Origin of the sequence: Sphingobium sp. 15-1, from assembly GCF_013375535.1 — a bacterium.
In the GTDB taxonomy this organism is placed as follows: Bacteria; Pseudomonadota; Alphaproteobacteria; order Sphingomonadales; family Sphingomonadaceae; genus Sphingobium; species Sphingobium aromaticivastans.
Map to the genome: position 1 here is coordinate 892,220 of NZ_JABXJG010000001.1, position 16,468 is coordinate 908,687.

Genomic DNA, 16,468 nt, shown 5'->3' on the forward strand with positions numbered 1-16,468 from the left:
GAGATACCCAAAATGGCTACCAAGGCAGTCACCGACCTCAGCTTCCAGCAGGACGTCATCGATGCGGACAAGCCCGTGCTTGTCGATTTCTGGGCGGAATGGTGCGGCCCGTGCAAGATGATCGGCCCGGCTTTGGAAGAGATTTCCGACGAACTGGCTGACAAGGTCGTCATCGCGAAGATCAATATCGACGAAAATCCCGACGCGCCCGGCAAATATGGCGTGCGCGGCATCCCGACGATGATCCTCTTCAAAAATGGCGAAGCCGCCGCGACCAAGGTCGGCGCGGCGCCCAAGAGCGCGCTCAAGGGCTGGATCGAAAGCGTTCTCTGATGCCGTGTCGGGAAAGGCCCGTCATGGCCTTTCCCATAAAGTGCTCCTGCCTTCGCAGGAGCACTTAGTCTTAAGTCAGCGGGATCATGACCGTCTCGGCATAAGCCGGCCGTTCGCGCAGCCTGTCATACCAGGCGCGCACATGCGGCACGTCGGGCCGCTCAATCGCCAGCGTGAAGAAGCTGTGAGCATAGACGCCCATCGGCACGTCCGCGACGCCGAAGCTTTGGCCCGACAGCCAGGGCTGCCCGGCCAAAGCGCGGTCGAGTAACTGCATGGCCTCTCCCGATTGCCGCGCCGACTCCGCGACCGCCGCAGCGTCCCGATCTTCCGCTTTCCTGCGGACGAGATTGACGAAGGCGCCCCGCTGCGCATCGGCAAAGCTGAATTGCCAGTCCATCCATTTGTCGCCCTGCGCCCGCGCCGCCGGATCGGACGGCCACATACTGTCCGGCGCATGGCGAGCCGCCAGATAGCGCAGGATCGCATTGGATTCCCACAGCACGACATCGCCATCCTCGATGGTCGGGATCAGCCGGTTGGGGTTCATCGCCACATAGGCGTCGCTCATGCCGAACTGGCCGCCGACATCGTGGCGGACATGGGGAAGGCCGATTTCGCCGGCGAACCAGGCGACCTTCTTCACATTATGCGAGTTGAGCCGTCCCCAGATCGTCAGCATATCCGTCCTTCCCTATTTTCAGCGGAACAGCCGGTCCGCCGCCAGATCCCAAAGGCGCGGGGATGAAGCCCCAAGCAGCCCGCGCCGCAGATCGCCCACGACATAAGGCGATCCGTCCAGCCGCTGGCACTGGCCGCCCGCTTCGTTCAGGAACAGCGTTCCCGCCGCATGATCCCAGGGCAAGGTGCGCGCGAAGACCGATACGTCATTCTGTCCCAGCACCAGGCGCGGATATTGCTCGGCGGCGCAGCGGGGAATATCGACCAGTTGGAAGCTGCCCTCCGACCGGCGCCTGATGTCGGCGCGCTCCTCTTCCGTCATGAAATAGACGGCGAGCGCGGCGACCGGCAGCTTTTCGCCGCTTTCCCGCGCATAGACCTGCTCGCCGTCGATATGACTGCCCGCGCCCAATATGGCATGACACAGACGCCCGGTCAGCGGGTCCAATATCCATCCCGCCAGGATCGTCCCCGCATCGGCCAGCGCGACCATGATGCCGAAGGGCGGCTTTCCGGCTGCGAAATTCCCGGTCCCGTCGATGGGATCGATGATCCAGTTCAGCCCTTCGCCAGCGCGATCCAATATGGCGGGATCGGCGGCGCAGGCTTCTTCCCCGATGATGCCCGCTTCCGGCAGAATGGCGGATAGCCCCTCGGCCAGCCGGATTTCGCTTTCCTTGTCCGCGATGGTGACGAAGTCGTCGGCCGCCTTCTCGCTGACCTCATGGCTGGCGAGATTCTGGTAGCGCGGCATCACGATGTCCCGCGCCACTTCGCGCATCAGCGCGACGACCGGCTCGTGCAGTTCGGTCGGCATCAGCTCCGCCTTATTCTCAACTACGCCTATGTTTAACTACGCCTATGTTTAACTACGATAGTCCGCGTTGATCGAGATATAGCCATGCGTCAGGTCGCAGGTCCATACCGTCGCCCGGCCATCGCCCAGACCCAGATCGACGCCGATCAATATGTCCTGCCCCTTGAGATGCGCGGCAACCGGGGCTTCGTCATAGCCCTCGACCGCCAGCCCGCCCGAAGCCACCTGAGTCGCGCCGAAGCGGATGGAGAGCTTGTCCCGGTCGGCAGGCTCGCCCGCCTTGCCGATGGCGGCGACCACGCGGCCCCAATTGGCGTCCTCGCCCGCAATGGCGGTCTTCACCAGCGGCGAATTGGCGATGGAAAGGGCGATGCGATGCGCGCTGGCGTCGCTTTCCGCGCCCTCGACGCTGATCTCGACGAACTTCGTTGCCCCTTCGCCGTCGCGCACCACCAGATGCGCAAGCTGGCGGCAGAGATCGCCCAAAGCCGCCGCGAAGGCATCGGCCCCCGCATCCTCCATGGAGGCGAGCGGTGCGTTGCCCGCCTTGCCCGTCGCGAAAGCCAGCACCGTGTCGCTGGTCGAGGTGTCGCTGTCGACCGTGATGCAGGAGAAGGTCTTCCGGTTGGCGGCGGACAGCATCTGCTGCAACAGCATCGGATCGATGGCCGCGTCAGTGAAGATATAGCCCAGCATCGTCGCCATGTCGGGCGCGATCATCCCCGATCCCTTGATGATGCCGACCAGCTCGACCCGCGTGCCGCCGATCATGGCGGAGGCATGGGCGCCCTTGGCATAGGTGTCGGTCGTGCCGATAGTCGTCGCCGCATCCTCCCAGCCGCAGGGCGTGGCGGTGAAGGCGGCTTCCAGCCCTGCCTCCGCCTTGTCCACCGGCAATGGAACGCCGATCACCCCGGTTGAGGAGATGAAGATGTCCGAAGGCTGGCAGTCGAGATGATTGGCGACCTTGGCGGCGATCGCCTCCACGGCGGCGCGGCCGCGATGCCCGGTAAAGGCGTTGGCGTTGCCCGCATTCACCACCAGAGCCCGCGCTGACCCCAGCGGAATCGCGTCCCGGCACCATTCGACCTCGGGGGAGGGGCATTTGCTCTGCGTCGTGACGCCCGCGACCGCTGTCCCTTCGCTCAGTTCGACATAGGTGAGGTCGCAGCGGTCCCAATTTTTGTAGCGCGCCCGCGCCACGCGTGCCGTGACGCCCGCAATGGGCGGAAGATCGGGAAAAGCGGCGGGGGCAAGGGGCGAGCGTTCGGTCATGCCCGTCGCTTAGCGCAATATGCCCGCCCGTCAACGGCGAGATGGGCGGATATAGAGCTTTCCGACGCCATCCGGCATGGCCAGCATCCGATAGGCGCGCTGCCTGGCATAAGCGATCAGGCCGTCATCGGGCCGCAGGGGTAATTTGCGCGTGCCCATTTCATAACCGACCAGGATCGCCTCGGGCGGGTCGCGGTCCATATCCGTCAGCGTCGCCGGAATCATCGCGTTGATGCTGCGGGCTTGCGCCTTGTCCATCGTCCATCCCGTCCGATAGGCGAAAGGCCCTGGGGCGAAGCGCCGGTCGATGTTCAGGCCGCTGTCGACCAATAGCTGGGGCGAGAGGCTGGCGATCTCGTCATCGCCGGTCAGCGCGCGTACCTGCGCGCCGGCCCAGCGGGCATTGGCGCTCGCCGCCAATATGGGCGATCCGTGGCGCGTCATGGCCACGACATGCCGACCCGCCGGCAAGAGTCCCGGCAAGGCGGCTAGGCAGAGCAAGCCGATCAGAGCGGGCCGCATGATCCCGCGCCATGAGCGCGCATCCTCCAACAGATAGCCGAGCGCCAGGCCCAATGGCGGCAGCAGCGGCATGACATATTGAAGCTGCGAGGGCGTCGGCAAAGCGGCGCCGACCAGCCCGCCGCCGATCAACCAACAGGCGAGCCGACGCTCCGGCGCGAAGGGGCGCCCGCGATTCGTCCAGCCATGGCCGATGATCAGCAAAAGGCTCGCCAAGGCAGGGCCTCTCCACAGATATTTCGCGAGATCCCCGAATTTCTCGCCCCATGCCAGCTCGTCGCCCGCGCCATTGGCCGCGTACCAGGCGAAGGGGCCGGTCGCGGCAAAGGTGATGACGCCATAGGAAAAGGCGGCTGGCGCCATGGCCCAGGCCATCAGCATCGGTGCGATTCCCATTGATGCGCCCAGGGCCAGCCAGGGCGCATGGCGGCGATGATGCATCAGGGCGAATGCCCCCGCGGCGGCGCCCAGCGGAATGAAATTGAGCTTGGCGGTAATCGCAAGGCCAAAGGCTATTCCCGCGCAGAACCAGAAGCGACGCCGCCCAATATTTAGCGCGCTAATCATCAGCAGCATCGCCAGCGTGGCCAGTATGGTCGGCAGCATGTCGTTGCGGGTCACGCTGGCGGTGAACTGGAACGCGGCCGTCGCGGCCATGCAGGCGGTCGCGATGGCGGCGCTGCCGCGTGAAATCCCCGCCAGCCGCTGCATGAGGCAAAGCAGCAGGAGCGCACCCACGGCACAGACGGCCGTGGCGAGCCGCATCGCCACCAGCATATTTCCTGTGAATATCCAGCCGAGCGGCGCGAACAGCCAGGCGTGCAGCGGCGGCTGAAGATAGAGGAAGTCGCGATAGATCAGCATGTGCGAGCTGAACCAGGCGCCCGTTATATATTGGCTCTCATCATGGTCGAAAGGCGTGGCGAGGGCCGTGATCCCGAACCAGAACAGGGCGGCAATCAGCGCCAGAATCATAAAAGTCGCGCCACGCAACTTCGCGCGGGCAGGGCCGGGAACCATCGTCAAACGCCTCTCATTCTCCAGGGCTTTGGCACAAGACGTCGCGATCCACCAATATCCGCTTGTCCCGATCGTTTCGCACCGGAAATCTGCCTTGCTGCGCCCTATTGCACCGTCGCGACATGCCTGCTCTGATTGACTAACGCCTGTGCGCCCCCTAAATCGCCGCGCATGTCTGCGTGCGTCGACTTAAGGGCGCGCGCGTCCCCTTTTGTCAGGAACTTGCATGTTCGGCGCACTCGCCAAGTCCATTTTCGGCTCCTCCAACGACCGCTATGTAAAGTCGCTGGGCAAGACCGTCGAACAGATCGCGTCTTTCGAACCCACCATCTCCGCCATGACCGATGAGGAATTGACGGCGCAGACCGTTCGATTCCGGGAGCGGCTGGCGCAGGGCGAGACGCTCGACGACCTGTTGCCTGAAGCCTTCGCCACCGTGCGCGAAGCGGCGAAGCGGACCCTTCACCAACGCCATTATGACGTGCAGATGGTCGGCGGCATCGTCCTCCATCGCGGCGAAATCGCGGAAATGCGCACCGGCGAGGGCAAGACGCTGGTCGCGACGCTCGCCACCTATCTGAACGCGCTGGAAGGAAAGGGCGTCCACGTCGTCACCGTGAACGACTATCTCGCCAGCCGCGACTGCGAATGGATGGGGCAGGTCTATCGCTTCCTGGGGCTCACCACCGGCGTCATCGTGCCCAACCTGTCGGAAGACCAGCGGCGCGAGGCCTATAACGCCGACATCACCTACGCCACCAACAACGAACTTGGCTTCGACTATCTGCGCGACAATATGAAGTACGACCGCGCTTCAATGGTGCAGCGGCCCTTCAACTTCGCCATCGTCGACGAGGTGGACTCGATCCTGATCGACGAAGCGCGCACGCCGCTGATCATCTCTGGTCCCACCGACGACAAGTCGGAACTCTATGTCTCCGTCGACGCCATCGTGAAGCGTCTGGACGAGAGCGACTATGAGAAGGACGAAAAGCAGCGCACCGTCACCCTGACCGAGGACGGGACCGAGAAGATCGAGCGCATGCTGGAGGAAGCTGGGCTGCTTCAGGGCGCCAACCTCTATGATTTCGAAAACACCGCCGTCGTCCACCACGTCAATCAGGCGCTGCGCGCGAACGTCATGTTCCGCCGCGACATCGATTACATCGTCAAAGACGGCAAGGTCATCATCATCGATGAGTTCACCGGCCGCATGATGGACGGCCGCCGCTGGTCGGACGGTTTGCACCAGGCGGTGGAAGCCAAGGAAGCGGTGAATATCGAACCGGAAAACCAGACGCTCGCCTCCATCACCTTCCAGAATTATTTCCGCATGTACCCGAAGCTGGGGGGCATGACCGGCACGGCCGCGACCGAAGCGACCGAATTTTTCGAAATCTACAAGATGAACGTCGTCACCATCCCGACCAACCGGCCGGTGCAGCGTGTCGATGAGGAAGACAGCTTCTACAAAAATCTGGAAGACAAGTTCCGCGGCATTGCCAAGACCATCAAAATCCACGCCGATCAAGGGCAGCCGGTCCTGGTCGGTACGGTGTCGATCGAAAAATCGGAAATGCTGTCCGAGTTTCTCAACCAGGAGGGCGTGAAGCATGCCGTCCTCAACGCCCGCTTCCATGAAAGCGAAGCGCATATCGTGGCGCAGGCGGGCCGCAAGGGCGCCGTCACCATCGCCACCAACATGGCCGGTCGCGGCACCGACATCAAGCTGGGCGGCAACCTTGAGATGCGCGTCGAGGACGAACTGCGCGACATGCCTGAGGGGCCGGAACGCGAAGCGGCCATCGCGCGCATCGACGCCGAGATCGAAGCGGAAAAGGCGGAGGTGCTCGCCGCCGGCGGCCTGTTCGTGCTGGCGACCGAGCGGCATGAAAGCCGCCGCATCGACAATCAGCTTCGCGGTCGTTCAGGCCGTCAGGGCGACCCCGGCCTGTCGCGCTTCTATCTCAGCCTCGACGACGATCTGATGCGCATCTTCGGCCCGGACACCATGTTCGCGAAGATGATCCGCTCCAATCTGGAGGATGGGGAGGCGCTGCCGCCCTCGAAGTGGCTCAGCAAGGCGATCGAGACCGCGCAGAAGAAGGTCGAGGCGCGCAACTACGACATCCGCAAGCAGGTCGTCGAATATGACGACGTCATGAACGACCAGCGCAAGGTCATTTACGAGCAGCGCAGCGACATCATGGATGCGGAGACGGTGGACGATGTCGTCACCGACATGCGGCATGAGACGGTCAACGATCTGGTCGGCGCCTCCTGCCCGCCGGGTACCTATCCCGAACAGTGGGATCTGGAACGGCTGAAGGTCCGCACGGCCGAGGTGCTGAACCTGGAACCCGATTTCGACGCCTGGCTGGCCGAGGATCATGTCGACCCTGAGATGATCGAGGAACGGCTGAGGGCGTTGGCCGACGAGGCCGTGGCCGATAAGGTAAAGGAACTCGACCCCGAAAACTGGCACATGATCGAGAAGTCGATCCTGCTCCAGAGCCTGGACCATCACTGGAAGGAGCATCTGTCGACCCTCGACGCGCTCCGTCAGGTCGTCCATCTGCGCGCCTATGCGCAGAAGACGCCGATCAACGAATATAAGCAGGAAGCCTTCGCCCTGTTCGAGCGGATGCTGGGCAATATCCGCGAAGACGTGACCGGCTCCATCGCCCGCGTCCAGTTCCGCATGGAGGAGCCGCTGCCGGAATTCGACCTGCCGGTGCTGCCCGACTTCATCACCACCCATATCGATCCGTTTTCGGGCGAGGATAATAGCGGCGACATCGACGGCGGCCAGATCAGCGGCATCACCACGACCCTGCCGCGTCCGCCTGTGGGCGCCGGCCAGGGCGGAGAATTCGCCAATCTGGACATCAGCCGCAATGCGCCATGCCCCTGCGGTTCGGGCCAGAAATACAAACATTGCCACGGCGCGCTCAGCTAAGCGCGCCGTCAAAGCTCCGGCGCTGGATCAAATCCTCAAGGGCGACGGGTTATCCCTGGTCGCCCGGCCGGTCACCATGCAGTTTCGCCCATAATTGGGCGGTGCCGGCTTCCTGCGCCTTGTTCACATATTGCGCGGCGATCAGCCATCCCTTGATCGGACGCAGCGGCAGAACCGTCGTCAGGATCAGCACCGGAACGCCAACCGCCAGATGCACCCACAGTCCCGGCCGCGCCAGTATCTCCAGCATGATGATGAAGACCACGCCGGGCACGCAGGCGAACAGTTGTACGAACACGGCCGGTCCGTCCGCCGGATCGGCAAAATCATAGTTCAGCCCGCAAACCTCGCAATGATCGCGCACCGTGAGGAACCCCCGGAAGATATGACCCTCGCCGCAGCGCGGGCAACGGCCGAACGGTCCCGTCTCGATTGGTGAACGCTTTTTCCAGCGCCCGCCATCTTCCGCCGCCGATTGCATCGTTGAGATTCTGTCCTGGTCGTCCATCGTCATGCCATCCTGTCCACAGCAGAGATGGCGGCATTTTGTGCGGATTTTCAATTGGGCTTTTTGCCCCAGGGGGAGGGCCGGTCCTCCGCCATAAGGTTTACGTTACGGAAAGCTGACCCTCTACCTTTGGGTAGATTGCCAAAAAGCCCGCCCCTTGTTATGCGGAGCGGGATTTGGATGCCCGACAGCAGACAAGTCGCGCTCCCGGCTATCCCTTGCCCGGGGGCGCTTTTTTTAAGTAATTCAGGACGCAGGCAAAAGTTCCCGTCAGCCGGTCACGGCTCTCTTTCCATTGCGTCGTGCAGAACCTGATCCGGACAGGATAGCGCCAACGCCCTGACCTTGTAGCGCAGGGCGAGTTCGCGATGGGCCGCGATTTCCTGCGATGATGCGCTTCGCCGCGCCGCGGCCTCGGCCTTCGCGGTTTCTTCTCTCGCCCGCCGGAACAGATAGCGGGCGTCGGTATCGCCAGACATCGTCACCTCCGATGATGGACGAGCCGATTCTAGCACCGGGAAAATCGCCCCGCTTTAACCGGGATCAATTTTCCGACTTCAGGGAAGGGATGGCGGACAGGGTGTCCTTAAACACGACTCACCACAAGCCGTCATAGGCCGTCAAAAGTCGAACTAACCAATTGAATATCCTTATATTTATGCCGTCACGGGCGGTCAGGGATAGTCAGTGTCAACCGGCGCGCAAAGTTGACCCCCTATCGGCGCCCAACATTGACCCCCTTTTTGTGAGTGCCGGCGGTTATCCCGGTAGTCCATAGGAGGGACCCGCGGACGCCGCCGCGCGCCGTCAGGAGCGCTGGCGGCGGCGTCCGCGGGAGGTGCCTGTGGACCCACCGGGGTAACCGCCGGGGATGGGGGTCCGGGGGAAGGGGTTTTTCCTCGTCTCAGCTTCGGTTTTTGAACCGCCAGCTATCGTTGCCGGTCTCGATAATGTCGCAGTGGTGGGTGACGCGGTCCAGCAGCGCCGTTGTCATTTTGGCATCCTGGAAGACGCTCGGCCATTCGCCGAAGGCGAGATTGGTGGTGATGATCACCGAGGTCTTTTCATAGAGTTTGCTGATCAGATGGAACAGCATCTGCCCTCCTGAACGGGCGAACGGCAGATACCCGAGTTCGTCCAGCACCACGACGTCCAGGCGGGCCATCTGGGCGGCCAGGTTGCCAGCCTTGGCCTGCCGGGTTTCCTCCTCCAGACGATTGACCAGGTCGACAGTATTGAAGAACCGTCCTCTCGACCCGGCACGAACCACGGCAGCGGCGATGGCAAGCGCGAGATGTGTCTTGCCGGTGCCGGTGCCACCAACCAGTACGATATTGCGCCTTTCCGGCAGGAATGAACCGGCATGGAGTGAACGCACCAGGCTTTCGTTGATCGGTGTATCGGCGAACACAAAGCCGTCGAGATCCTTGATGGCCGGCAGCCTGGCCGCAGTCATGCGGTATCGGATCGAAGCGGCTTCTCGATGCGCGCCTTCAGCGCGGAGCAGGTCGCCGAGCATCTCCATGGCGGTCCGGTCACGACGGACGCCGTTGGTAACGGCATCGTCGAACGCGGCGATCATGCCCTTTAGGCCCAGCCCCTTCAGGGCTGCCAACATCTCATGCCGCTGCATCGAGGCCTCGCACCATGTCATAACGCGCGCAGTCGGCGATGGGCGGATGCTTGAGCTTCAGATCGACCAGGACGCTGATGGCCTGGGTGGGCTGGGGTTCGCGTCGGCGCGACAGGATGTTGAGGATCACTTCGTCATTGGCCGTACCCGCCATCATAGCTTCGCGGACGGCAGCTTCGACCGCCTCCAGCCCATCTTCGGGCACTGCTGCCAGCACCCGGACGAAGCGCCGATCTGCGTCATCGCTTTTGCCCAGCTTGCGGCGCAGTTGGGCCAGGGCCGGCGGAAGATCCCAGTCCTGGAAGGGAGCGCCGTTGCGCAATGCTCCCGGCTTGCGGATCAGGACCGGCAGATAATGCCAAGGGTTGAACGCCGTCTGGTTGCGGCCGAACACGCGAGCATGCTCGGCAACCGCTTGGCCTGCACAACGGATGACGATCCTGTCGGCATAGGCGCGCAGTTGCACCGCCTCCCGGGCCGCACTCGCCATGACCGAGTATCGGTTGCGATCGAAGCTCACCAGGCAGGTTGCGCTCGCCACATGTTCGCTCTCGAAGAAGCCGTCAAAGGGCGTGGCCAATGACTGCAGCGAGGATCGTTCCATCTCCAGCGCCTGCGCAATGGTCATGTCTTCCAGATCTGGATGGGCATAACGCTCGGCCCACCGTCGGCACTCGGCCTCCAGCCAGGCGTTCAGCTCTTCGAGGCTGGCAAAGCGCAACCGGGGCTTGAACAGCCGCTCCCGGCTGGTCTGGACCTGGTTCTCGACCTGTCCCTTCTCCCAGCCTGCCGCCGGGCTGCAAGCCACAGGCTCGACGCCATAATGATCCGTCATGATCAGGAAGCGCCGGTTGAACACCCGCTCCTTGCCGGTGAACACGCTCGTCACCGCGGTCTTCATGTTGTCGTAAATGCCGCGCGTCGGCACCCCGCCAAAAAAGGCAAAGCCCCGGGCATGCGCGTCAAAGAGCATCTCCTGGGTCTCGCGCGGATAGGCCCGCACATACGGCGCCCGCGACCAGCACAACCGCATATGAGCTACCTTCACCCGCATCGGCTTGCCGGCGATCTCCACGTCCTCGTGGCTCCAGTCGAACTGATAGGCCTCACCCGGCCGGAACATGAGCGGGATGAACACCTTGCTCATATCGCCGCCGTCGGTCCGGCGTTCGCGCTTCCAGCGTGCCGCATAGCGCCGAACCGCATCGTAGGAGCCGGTGAAACCCTCACGCTCCAGAAGATCGTGTATCCGTGTCAGCCGTAGCCGATCACGCCGGGGCCGTTCCTCGTTCTGCACCAACAACTCGTCCAGCCGTTCGCGAAATGGCCCGGTCTGCGGTCGAGGCTGCTCCTTGCGTTCGTAGCTGAAATCCGCCTCCGGCGCACGGATCGCCTTGCGCACCGTGTTGCGCGACAACCGTAAATCACGCGCGATCTCTTTGATCGGCTTACCTTCCCTGTGCTCCCTGCGAATCTTGGCAATAGTCTCCACAATCAACATCCCCATCCTCGCCGCCTGGAAGTCCAAGCCGCGACGCCTCACACTCTGGAATGATGGGGGTCAATTTTAGACGCCGATCACCCCGCTAAGGGGGTCAATTTTGCACGCCGCTCCACAGCAAAGCTGACGGAAATTTCCGATGTTGCTGATTTGAAAGCGAAGCTGGCCGAATTGGAGCAGGCCGTAAATGCCAAGCGATAGCCTTCGTCGCCGGGTTGCAGCTTTATCGGAAATCGTTCGCCCACGCGCCAGCCTAGCCGCGAAAGTCGCGGCGTTGGACGATCATGAGCGGGCCGAATACGATCAATGGCGGCAAGAAATGGATCGTTGGCATGAACGCTTTCCGACGCAGGAAGGGGCGTATCAAGCGGCAATGAACGGCGATTGGATGCCACGCTTACCGTTGCATGTCGCTGATAATCTGTTCGGTCGCACGACACATATTCCCGAAACGGCAACCGTGGACGAAGCCCGCCAACTATATGACAATGTGAGGATCGCATAATGCAGCTTGTTCATGTTCTATCTGCATCTATCGTTTTACAACTAAATGATCAGTTGAACATCGATCGGATTTGGCGCGTTCCCCACCATCATCGTCCTGACCCATGCGTCATCCGCGTTTTTGATCTTTACAGCACGCCCAACGGTAAGCCCTGTTTTATGGATGGCGGCTTTCAAACGGACGGTCTTGGCTGCATGAGGCTCGCATATTGGGTTGGACAGGAACGACCTTCGGCATCTGATCAGGCTGCGCGAAACCGATTTCGCGCACTCTTTGCCGACAACCCGGATGAAGCATTAAAGGCGACGTTGCGGATTTATTTGGGAACCGATGTTCTAGCGCCGGGGGAGTGTGGCTATTTCTCCGCCCAACAATGGTTTCATCATCCTACGGAAATGCAGGCCATAGCTATGATCGGGCAGATTGCTCGCAACACTCCGCCAGCACCCTAAATAGATGACCATCCTGTTTGACGATCACGAATCGCCACTAGCCGTCACGGGCCGTCAGCTTTTTGGTGAGTGATTTGGTTAGTGGTTAGTCGGAAAATTCTCAAAAACCGGCTGTTTATTGGGCTTTTTGGGATTGACTGGCGGACAGGGTGGGATTCGAACCCACGGTGAGCGTAAACCCACGGCGGTTTTCAAGACCGCTGCCTTAAACCACTCGGCCACCTGTCCGTCGCCACGCTTCCTAGCGAACCCGGCGGCCATGCCAAGCGCAAAATCACCGTAGGGCGCTTTCGCCGCCAGAATGGCGCCGCGCACGAATAAGGGGATTCACGCCACGGCATCCCTGTGCAACAAAAGGGGATAAGGAGATTCTTCAATGCGTTCGTCGATCCTGTCGCTGTTGCTGGGACTTGCCGCCGTCATGGCGGGCGGCCTGACGGCGGACAGCGTCAGGGCGCAGGAGGATGTCGCATTCCGGGCCTATCTCGAATCCCTTCGTCCCAAGGCGCGCGCGCTGGGTATCCGGGATGCGACCCTGGACAGCGTATTCCCCGGCCTGACGCCCAATCCGCGCGTCGTTCAGCTCGATCAGAACCAGCCCGGCGGCGGCACCTATGCGCCGATCCCCAATTTCGAACCCTATCGCCGGCAGCATGTCGATGCGGCGCGCATCGGCCGGGGCCGCACCGCCTATCTCGCCAACCGCGCCCGGCTCGCCCGGATCGAGGCGGAAACCGGCGTGCCGGAGGAGATGATGGTCGCGATCTACGGCCATGAAACCAATTATGGCTCCTACACCGGCGATTTCGACCTGATCCGGTCGCTCGCGACCCTCTCTTATGAAGGCCGCCGCCGCACTTTGTTCGAGCCGGAACTGCTCGCAACGCTCAAGATGCTGGACAATGGCGTCCCGCGCAGCCGACTGGTGGGCAGTTGGGCGGGCGCGACCGGCTATCCGCAATTCCTGCCCAGCGTCTATCTGCGGCTGGGCAAGGATGGCGATGGCGACGGCCGGGTCGACATCTGGAACAGCGAGGCCGACGCGCTCGCCTCCATCGCCAATTATTTCGTCCATGCCGGATGGCGGCGGGGTCAGCCCTGGGGCGTCGCCGTGTCCGTGCCCGCCGGTCTCGATCGCGCAAGCATCACGGCGCGCACCAATCCGGCCCGCTGCGAGCGCGTGTTCAACCGGCATAGCCGCTGGCTCAGCATGGCCGAATGGCGGCGTCTGGGGATTGTCCCGTCCGGCGGAAGCTGGCCCGCCGACAGGGTGCTGGCAACGCTGCTGGAACCCGATGGCCCTGGCAAGACGGCTTATTTGCTGACCAGCAATTACCGGGCGATCCTGGATTATAATTGCTCGAACTTCTACGCCCTGTCGGTTGGCCTGCTGGCCGATGCGGTGAAGCAATAGAGCGCTTTGAGATCGCTCCTCTCATGGCTAATGACAACTCAAGGCCCTTGAAGAATCCACCAGTCCGAAGGCAGTCCCGCATGAAGAAGTCCATCGCCGCCCTCCTTTTCGTCGGGTTGCTGTCCCAGCCGCTGACCGCTGCCGCGCCGCCCTATACCAGCGAGGCGCCGATCGCTTATCTCAAGGACCTGTCGTCGGGCGCGGTCCTCTATGACCAGGGCGGCGAAACGCGGATGCCGCCCGCCTCCATGGCGAAGATGATGACGGTCCACGTCGCCTTCCGCCTGATCCAGAAGGGCGATCTGAAACTCGACCAGAAATTCACTGTCCGCCCGGAAACCTGGCAGCAATGGCATGGCCCGCAGGCCGGTTCGACCATGTTCCTGTCCCCCGGCGAGCAGGTGTCGGTGGAAAATCTGCTGCACGGCATCGTCACCCTTTCGGGAAATGACGCCTGCGTCGTGCTGGCGGAGGGCATTGCCGGGACCGAGCAGGCCTTCGTCGCGCTGATGAATCAGGAGGGTAAGCGGCTTGGCCTGAAGAACAGCAATTTCGGCACCAGCAACGGCTGGCCGGACGAAGGCGTGACCTATGTGACAGCCGCCGACCTCGCGAGCCTGGCTGAAGCGACGATCGAGGAGACGCCCAGCCTCTACAAGAAATTCTACGCCACCCGCGCCTTCACCTGGGGCAAGACGATGGGCGGCGCGGACATTGAGCAGGGCAATCGCAATCCTATTCTCGGCAAGGTGGCGGGCGCTGACGGGCTCAAGACCGGCCATACCGAGGAAGCGGGCTATGGCTTCACCGGATCGGCCGAACAGGAGGGCCGTCGTCTGGTGATGGTCGTCGCGGGCCTGACCAGCGCCAATCAGCGTATTGCCGAATCCGTGCGCTTCATGGACTGGGGCTTCCGGGCATGGAAGGCGCAGCCCTTGTTCAAGAAAGGACAGACGGTCGAAACCGCCGAAGTCCAGCTTGGCAGCGCCACCAAGGTCGCGCTGGTCGCGCCGCAGGACATGGCCGTGACCCTGCCCCGCGCGGCATCGTCCAACATCTCGGTCAAGGTCGCCTATACCGGCCCGATCAAGGCGCCCATCGCCAAAGGGCAGAAGATCGCCCAGTTGATCATCTCCACGCCCGATACCCCGCCGCAGATCCTGCCGCTGGTCGCGGGCGAAGATGTGTCTGAAGCGGGCATATTCGGCCGTCTGTGGAACGGGTTGAAGTCGTTCTTCGGGTGACGGCCACGGGAACGACAAGGGGCCGCTTCATTTCTCTGGAAGGCGGTGAGGGCGCCGGCAAGTCGACCCAGCTCAAGGCGCTGGCCGCAGCATTGCGGGCGCGTGGGCTGGAGGTTGTCGAAACCCGCGAACCCGGCGGCAGCGAAGGGGCGGAGGCCATTCGCGCGCTGCTGCTGACCGGCGGTGCGGATCGCTGGAGTCCTCGCGCCGAGGCGCTGTTGTTCGCCGCCGCCCGGGCCGATCATGTCGAAAAGACGATTCGTCCCGCGCTGGATCGCGGCGCATGGGTGTTGTCGGATCGTTTCCTGGACAGCAGCCGGGCCTATCAGGGCATGGGCGAGCTGACCGACGCCGACATATTGGCGCTCCACCGGATCGGCAGCGCGGGCTTTTTGCCGGATCGCACCCTCTTCCTCACCTTGCCCGAAGCGGAGGCGACGGCACGCGCGCGCTCCCGCGACGGCGATGTCTCCGACCGGATCGGCGGGCGCGATCGGGCTTTCCATCAGGCCGTTGCGAATGCCTTCACGCGGTTTGCCGAGCAGGAACCGGCGCGCTTCCTTGCGGTCGATGCGTCGGGCGACAGCGCAGCAGTGACGGAGCGGCTACTGCATGCGCTGCGGGATTTGCTGCCATGACGTCACTTCTCGGTCATGACGAACAGGCGCGGACATTGCTGAGCGCAGCGCGGAGCGGACGGCTGCACCATGGCTGGATATTGGCCGGGCCACGCGGCATCGGCAAGGCCAGCTTCGCCCGCGCCATGGCGCTGCGCCTTCTGGCCGAGGCAGCCGGTCCACCAGTGTTGGCCGAGGGGCTCGACGTGCCTCCGGATCATCCGATCCGCCGCCTGTTCGAAGCCGACGCCCATCCCGACTATGCGGAACTCTACTGCCTGGAAAAGGAGAGCGGCACCGCGCGCAACATCACGGTCGATCAGATAAGGGGGCTTCAGCGCCTGATCCAGTCGGCCCCTTCCATGTCCCCCCGCCGGATCGTGGTGATCGACAGCGCTGACGATCTGGAACGCGGCGCCGCCAACGCACTGCTCAAGAATCTGGAAGAGCCGCCCGCCGACATGCTGTTCCTGCTGGTCAGTCATGCGCCGGGGCGCCTGCTTCCGACCATCCGTTCCCGTTGCCGCACGCTACGCTTCGACACGCTGGGCGAGGATGCCATGCGCACCATAATGCGCGCTGCGGACGAGGCTTTGTCTCCGAAGGAACTGGAAGCCCTGATCCGTGCGGGGGAGGGCTCGCCCGGCAAGGCATTGCGCTATGCGGGCCTGAACATCGCAGACATCGAACAATCGCTCGCCGCCATCGCGACGGACGGCGATCCCGGCAATCGCCAACGCCTGCTCCTCGCCAAGACTCTGGCGTCGAAGGCGGCGCGGCCGCGCTACGAAGCCTTTCTGGAACGCGCGCCCGCCTTCATCGCGGATGCGGCCCGGCAGCGGCAGGGGAGCGATCTCGGCAAGGCGCTCGATCATTGGGAGGCGGCCCGCCAGCTTGCCGGGGGCGCGATCATCCTGTCGCTGGAACCGGGCGCTGTGGTGTTCGAACTGGCCGGGCATGTCGCGGCGCTCGCGCACTGAAAAGCGG

At 63.0% G+C, this 16,468-nt stretch carries 16 protein-coding genes and 1 tRNA gene; 8 read left to right on the forward strand and 9 right to left on the reverse strand.

Annotated features, from left to right (window positions below; all coding sequences use genetic code 11):
• Positions 1 to 12 precede the first annotated feature (12 nt).
• On the forward strand, positions 13 to 333 hold the full coding sequence (gene trxA / locus HUK72_RS04090) for a thioredoxin TrxA (protein WP_176595651.1): 321 nt from the start codon (positions 13 to 15) through the stop codon (positions 331 to 333).
• Between the two features lie 70 nt (positions 334 to 403).
• Here trxA and HUK72_RS04095 read toward each other — a convergent pair whose 3' ends face one another.
• The 4 genes from HUK72_RS04095 to HUK72_RS04110 are packed head-to-tail and all read right to left on the reverse strand — an operon-like array spanning position 404 to position 4,603.
• A complete protein-coding gene (locus HUK72_RS04095) occupies positions 404 to 1,015 on the reverse strand; it encodes a glutathione S-transferase family protein (RefSeq protein ID WP_176595652.1) in 612 nt (203 codons plus the stop codon).
• Positions 1,016 to 1,033: 18 nt separating this feature from the next.
• A complete protein-coding gene (locus HUK72_RS04100; protein ID WP_176595653.1) occupies positions 1,034 to 1,831 on the reverse strand; it encodes an inositol monophosphatase family protein in 798 nt (265 codons plus the stop codon).
• A 48-nt stretch (positions 1,832 to 1,879) separates the two neighbouring features.
• Complete coding sequence (argJ, locus tag HUK72_RS04105; RefSeq protein WP_176595654.1) at positions 1,880 to 3,106, reverse strand: bifunctional glutamate N-acetyltransferase/amino-acid acetyltransferase ArgJ; 1,227 nt, start codon at positions 3,104 to 3,106, stop codon at positions 1,880 to 1,882.
• Between the two features lie 30 nt (positions 3,107 to 3,136).
• The gene (locus tag HUK72_RS04110) at positions 3,137 to 4,603 is read right to left on the reverse strand and encodes a glycosyltransferase family 39 protein (protein ID WP_255325607.1); all 1,467 of its coding nucleotides are present in this window, start codon (positions 4,601 to 4,603) and stop codon (positions 3,137 to 3,139) included.
• Positions 4,604 to 4,874: 271 nt separating this feature from the next.
• Here HUK72_RS04110 and secA point away from each other — a divergent pair, with 271 nt between their 5' ends.
• The gene (secA, locus tag HUK72_RS04115; RefSeq protein ID WP_176595655.1) at positions 4,875 to 7,607 is read left to right on the forward strand and encodes a preprotein translocase subunit SecA; all 2,733 of its coding nucleotides are present in this window, start codon (positions 4,875 to 4,877) and stop codon (positions 7,605 to 7,607) included.
• Positions 7,608 to 7,656: 49 nt separating this feature from the next.
• Here the strand turns inward: secA and HUK72_RS04120 are convergent, their stop codons facing one another.
• The 4 genes from HUK72_RS04120 to istA form a co-directional block, all read right to left on the reverse strand.
• Positions 7,657 to 8,115 (reverse strand): DUF983 domain-containing protein, encoded by a 459-nt coding sequence (locus HUK72_RS04120; RefSeq protein WP_369805981.1) that lies wholly within the window; start codon positions 8,113 to 8,115, stop codon positions 7,657 to 7,659.
• A 278-nt stretch (positions 8,116 to 8,393) separates the two neighbouring features.
• The gene (locus HUK72_RS04125; RefSeq protein ID WP_176595656.1) at positions 8,394 to 8,594 is read right to left on the reverse strand and encodes a hypothetical protein; all 201 of its coding nucleotides are present in this window, start codon (positions 8,592 to 8,594) and stop codon (positions 8,394 to 8,396) included.
• Positions 8,595 to 9,019: 425 nt separating this feature from the next.
• Complete coding sequence (gene istB, locus HUK72_RS04130) at positions 9,020 to 9,748, reverse strand: IS21-like element helper ATPase IstB (protein WP_176595381.1); 729 nt, start codon at positions 9,746 to 9,748, stop codon at positions 9,020 to 9,022.
• Positions 9,735 to 11,249, reverse strand: coding sequence for an IS21 family transposase (gene istA / locus HUK72_RS04135; RefSeq protein WP_176597709.1), 1,515 nt, complete (start codon positions 11,247 to 11,249; stop codon positions 9,735 to 9,737). The genes istB and istA overlap by 14 nt, the downstream gene beginning before the upstream one ends.
• A gap of 187 nt (positions 11,250 to 11,436) precedes the next feature.
• Between istA and HUK72_RS04140 the strand changes: the two genes are divergently transcribed.
• Both HUK72_RS04140 and HUK72_RS04145 read left to right on the forward strand, forming a co-directional pair.
• Positions 11,437 to 11,754: a hypothetical protein gene (locus HUK72_RS04140; RefSeq protein WP_176595657.1), complete on the forward strand. Its 318-nt coding sequence runs from the start codon at positions 11,437 to 11,439 to the stop codon at positions 11,752 to 11,754.
• Positions 11,754 to 12,206, forward strand: a complete 453-nt coding sequence (locus HUK72_RS04145) for a hypothetical protein (protein ID WP_176595658.1) — start codon at positions 11,754 to 11,756, stop codon at positions 12,204 to 12,206. Before HUK72_RS04140 ends, HUK72_RS04145 begins: the two co-directional genes overlap by 1 nt.
• A gap of 138 nt (positions 12,207 to 12,344) precedes the next feature.
• Here the strand turns inward: HUK72_RS04145 and HUK72_RS04150 are convergent.
• Positions 12,345 to 12,434: transfer RNA gene (locus tag HUK72_RS04150), tRNA-Ser, on the reverse strand.
• Between the two features lie 148 nt (positions 12,435 to 12,582).
• Here HUK72_RS04150 and HUK72_RS04155 point away from each other — a divergent pair.
• The 4 genes from HUK72_RS04155 to HUK72_RS04170 all read left to right on the forward strand — a co-directional run bounded on the left by HUK72_RS04155 (position 12,583) and on the right by HUK72_RS04170 (position 16,461).
• On the forward strand, positions 12,583 to 13,620 hold the full coding sequence (locus HUK72_RS04155; protein ID WP_176595659.1) for a lytic transglycosylase domain-containing protein: 1,038 nt from the start codon (positions 12,583 to 12,585) through the stop codon (positions 13,618 to 13,620).
• An 80-nt stretch (positions 13,621 to 13,700) separates the two neighbouring features.
• Positions 13,701 to 14,864 (forward strand): D-alanyl-D-alanine carboxypeptidase family protein, encoded by a 1,164-nt coding sequence (locus HUK72_RS04160; RefSeq protein ID WP_176595660.1) that lies wholly within the window; start codon positions 13,701 to 13,703, stop codon positions 14,862 to 14,864.
• Positions 14,861 to 15,502, forward strand: a complete 642-nt coding sequence (gene tmk, locus HUK72_RS04165) for a dTMP kinase (protein ID WP_176595661.1) — start codon at positions 14,861 to 14,863, stop codon at positions 15,500 to 15,502. Before HUK72_RS04160 ends, tmk begins: the two co-directional genes overlap by 4 nt.
• Positions 15,499 to 16,461, forward strand: a complete 963-nt coding sequence (locus HUK72_RS04170; RefSeq protein WP_176595662.1) for an AAA family ATPase — start codon at positions 15,499 to 15,501, stop codon at positions 16,459 to 16,461. The genes tmk and HUK72_RS04170 overlap by 4 nt, the downstream gene beginning before the upstream one ends.
• Positions 16,462 to 16,468 lie beyond the last annotated feature (7 nt).

What these genes read in the sequence shown, in the direction of transcription:
- HUK72_RS04160 (WP_176595660.1), top strand. Translation starts at nt 13,701, where the DNA reads ATGAAGAAGTCCATCGCCGCCCTCCTTTTCGTCGGGTTGCTGTCCCAG.
- argJ (WP_176595654.1), bottom strand. Translation starts at nt 3,106, where the DNA reads ATGACCGAACGCTCGCCCCTTGCCCCCGCCGCTTTTCCCGATCTTCCG.
- istA (WP_176597709.1), bottom strand. Translation starts at nt 11,249, where the DNA reads ATGTTGATTGTGGAGACTATTGCCAAGATTCGCAGGGAGCACAGGGAA.
- trxA (WP_176595651.1), top strand. Translation starts at nt 13, where the DNA reads ATGGCTACCAAGGCAGTCACCGACCTCAGCTTCCAGCAGGACGTCATC.
- HUK72_RS04125 (WP_176595656.1), bottom strand. Translation starts at nt 8,594, where the DNA reads ATGTCTGGCGATACCGACGCCCGCTATCTGTTCCGGCGGGCGAGAGAA.
- HUK72_RS04100 (WP_176595653.1), bottom strand. Translation starts at nt 1,831, where the DNA reads ATGCCGACCGAACTGCACGAGCCGGTCGTCGCGCTGATGCGCGAAGTG.
- secA (WP_176595655.1), top strand. Translation starts at nt 4,875, where the DNA reads ATGTTCGGCGCACTCGCCAAGTCCATTTTCGGCTCCTCCAACGACCGC.
- HUK72_RS04155 (WP_176595659.1), top strand. Translation starts at nt 12,583, where the DNA reads ATGCGTTCGTCGATCCTGTCGCTGTTGCTGGGACTTGCCGCCGTCATG.
- HUK72_RS04140 (WP_176595657.1), top strand. Translation starts at nt 11,437, where the DNA reads ATGCCAAGCGATAGCCTTCGTCGCCGGGTTGCAGCTTTATCGGAAATC.
- HUK72_RS04120 (WP_369805981.1), bottom strand. Translation starts at nt 8,115, where the DNA reads ATGGACGACCAGGACAGAATCTCAACGATGCAATCGGCGGCGGAAGAT.
- HUK72_RS04145 (WP_176595658.1), top strand. Translation starts at nt 11,754, where the DNA reads ATGCAGCTTGTTCATGTTCTATCTGCATCTATCGTTTTACAACTAAAT.
- HUK72_RS04170 (WP_176595662.1), top strand. Translation starts at nt 15,499, where the DNA reads ATGACGTCACTTCTCGGTCATGACGAACAGGCGCGGACATTGCTGAGC.
- istB (WP_176595381.1), bottom strand. Translation starts at nt 9,748, where the DNA reads ATGCAGCGGCATGAGATGTTGGCAGCCCTGAAGGGGCTGGGCCTAAAG.
- HUK72_RS04095 (WP_176595652.1), bottom strand. Translation starts at nt 1,015, where the DNA reads ATGCTGACGATCTGGGGACGGCTCAACTCGCATAATGTGAAGAAGGTC.
- HUK72_RS04110 (WP_255325607.1), bottom strand. Translation starts at nt 4,603, where the DNA reads ATGATTCTGGCGCTGATTGCCGCCCTGTTCTGGTTCGGGATCACGGCC.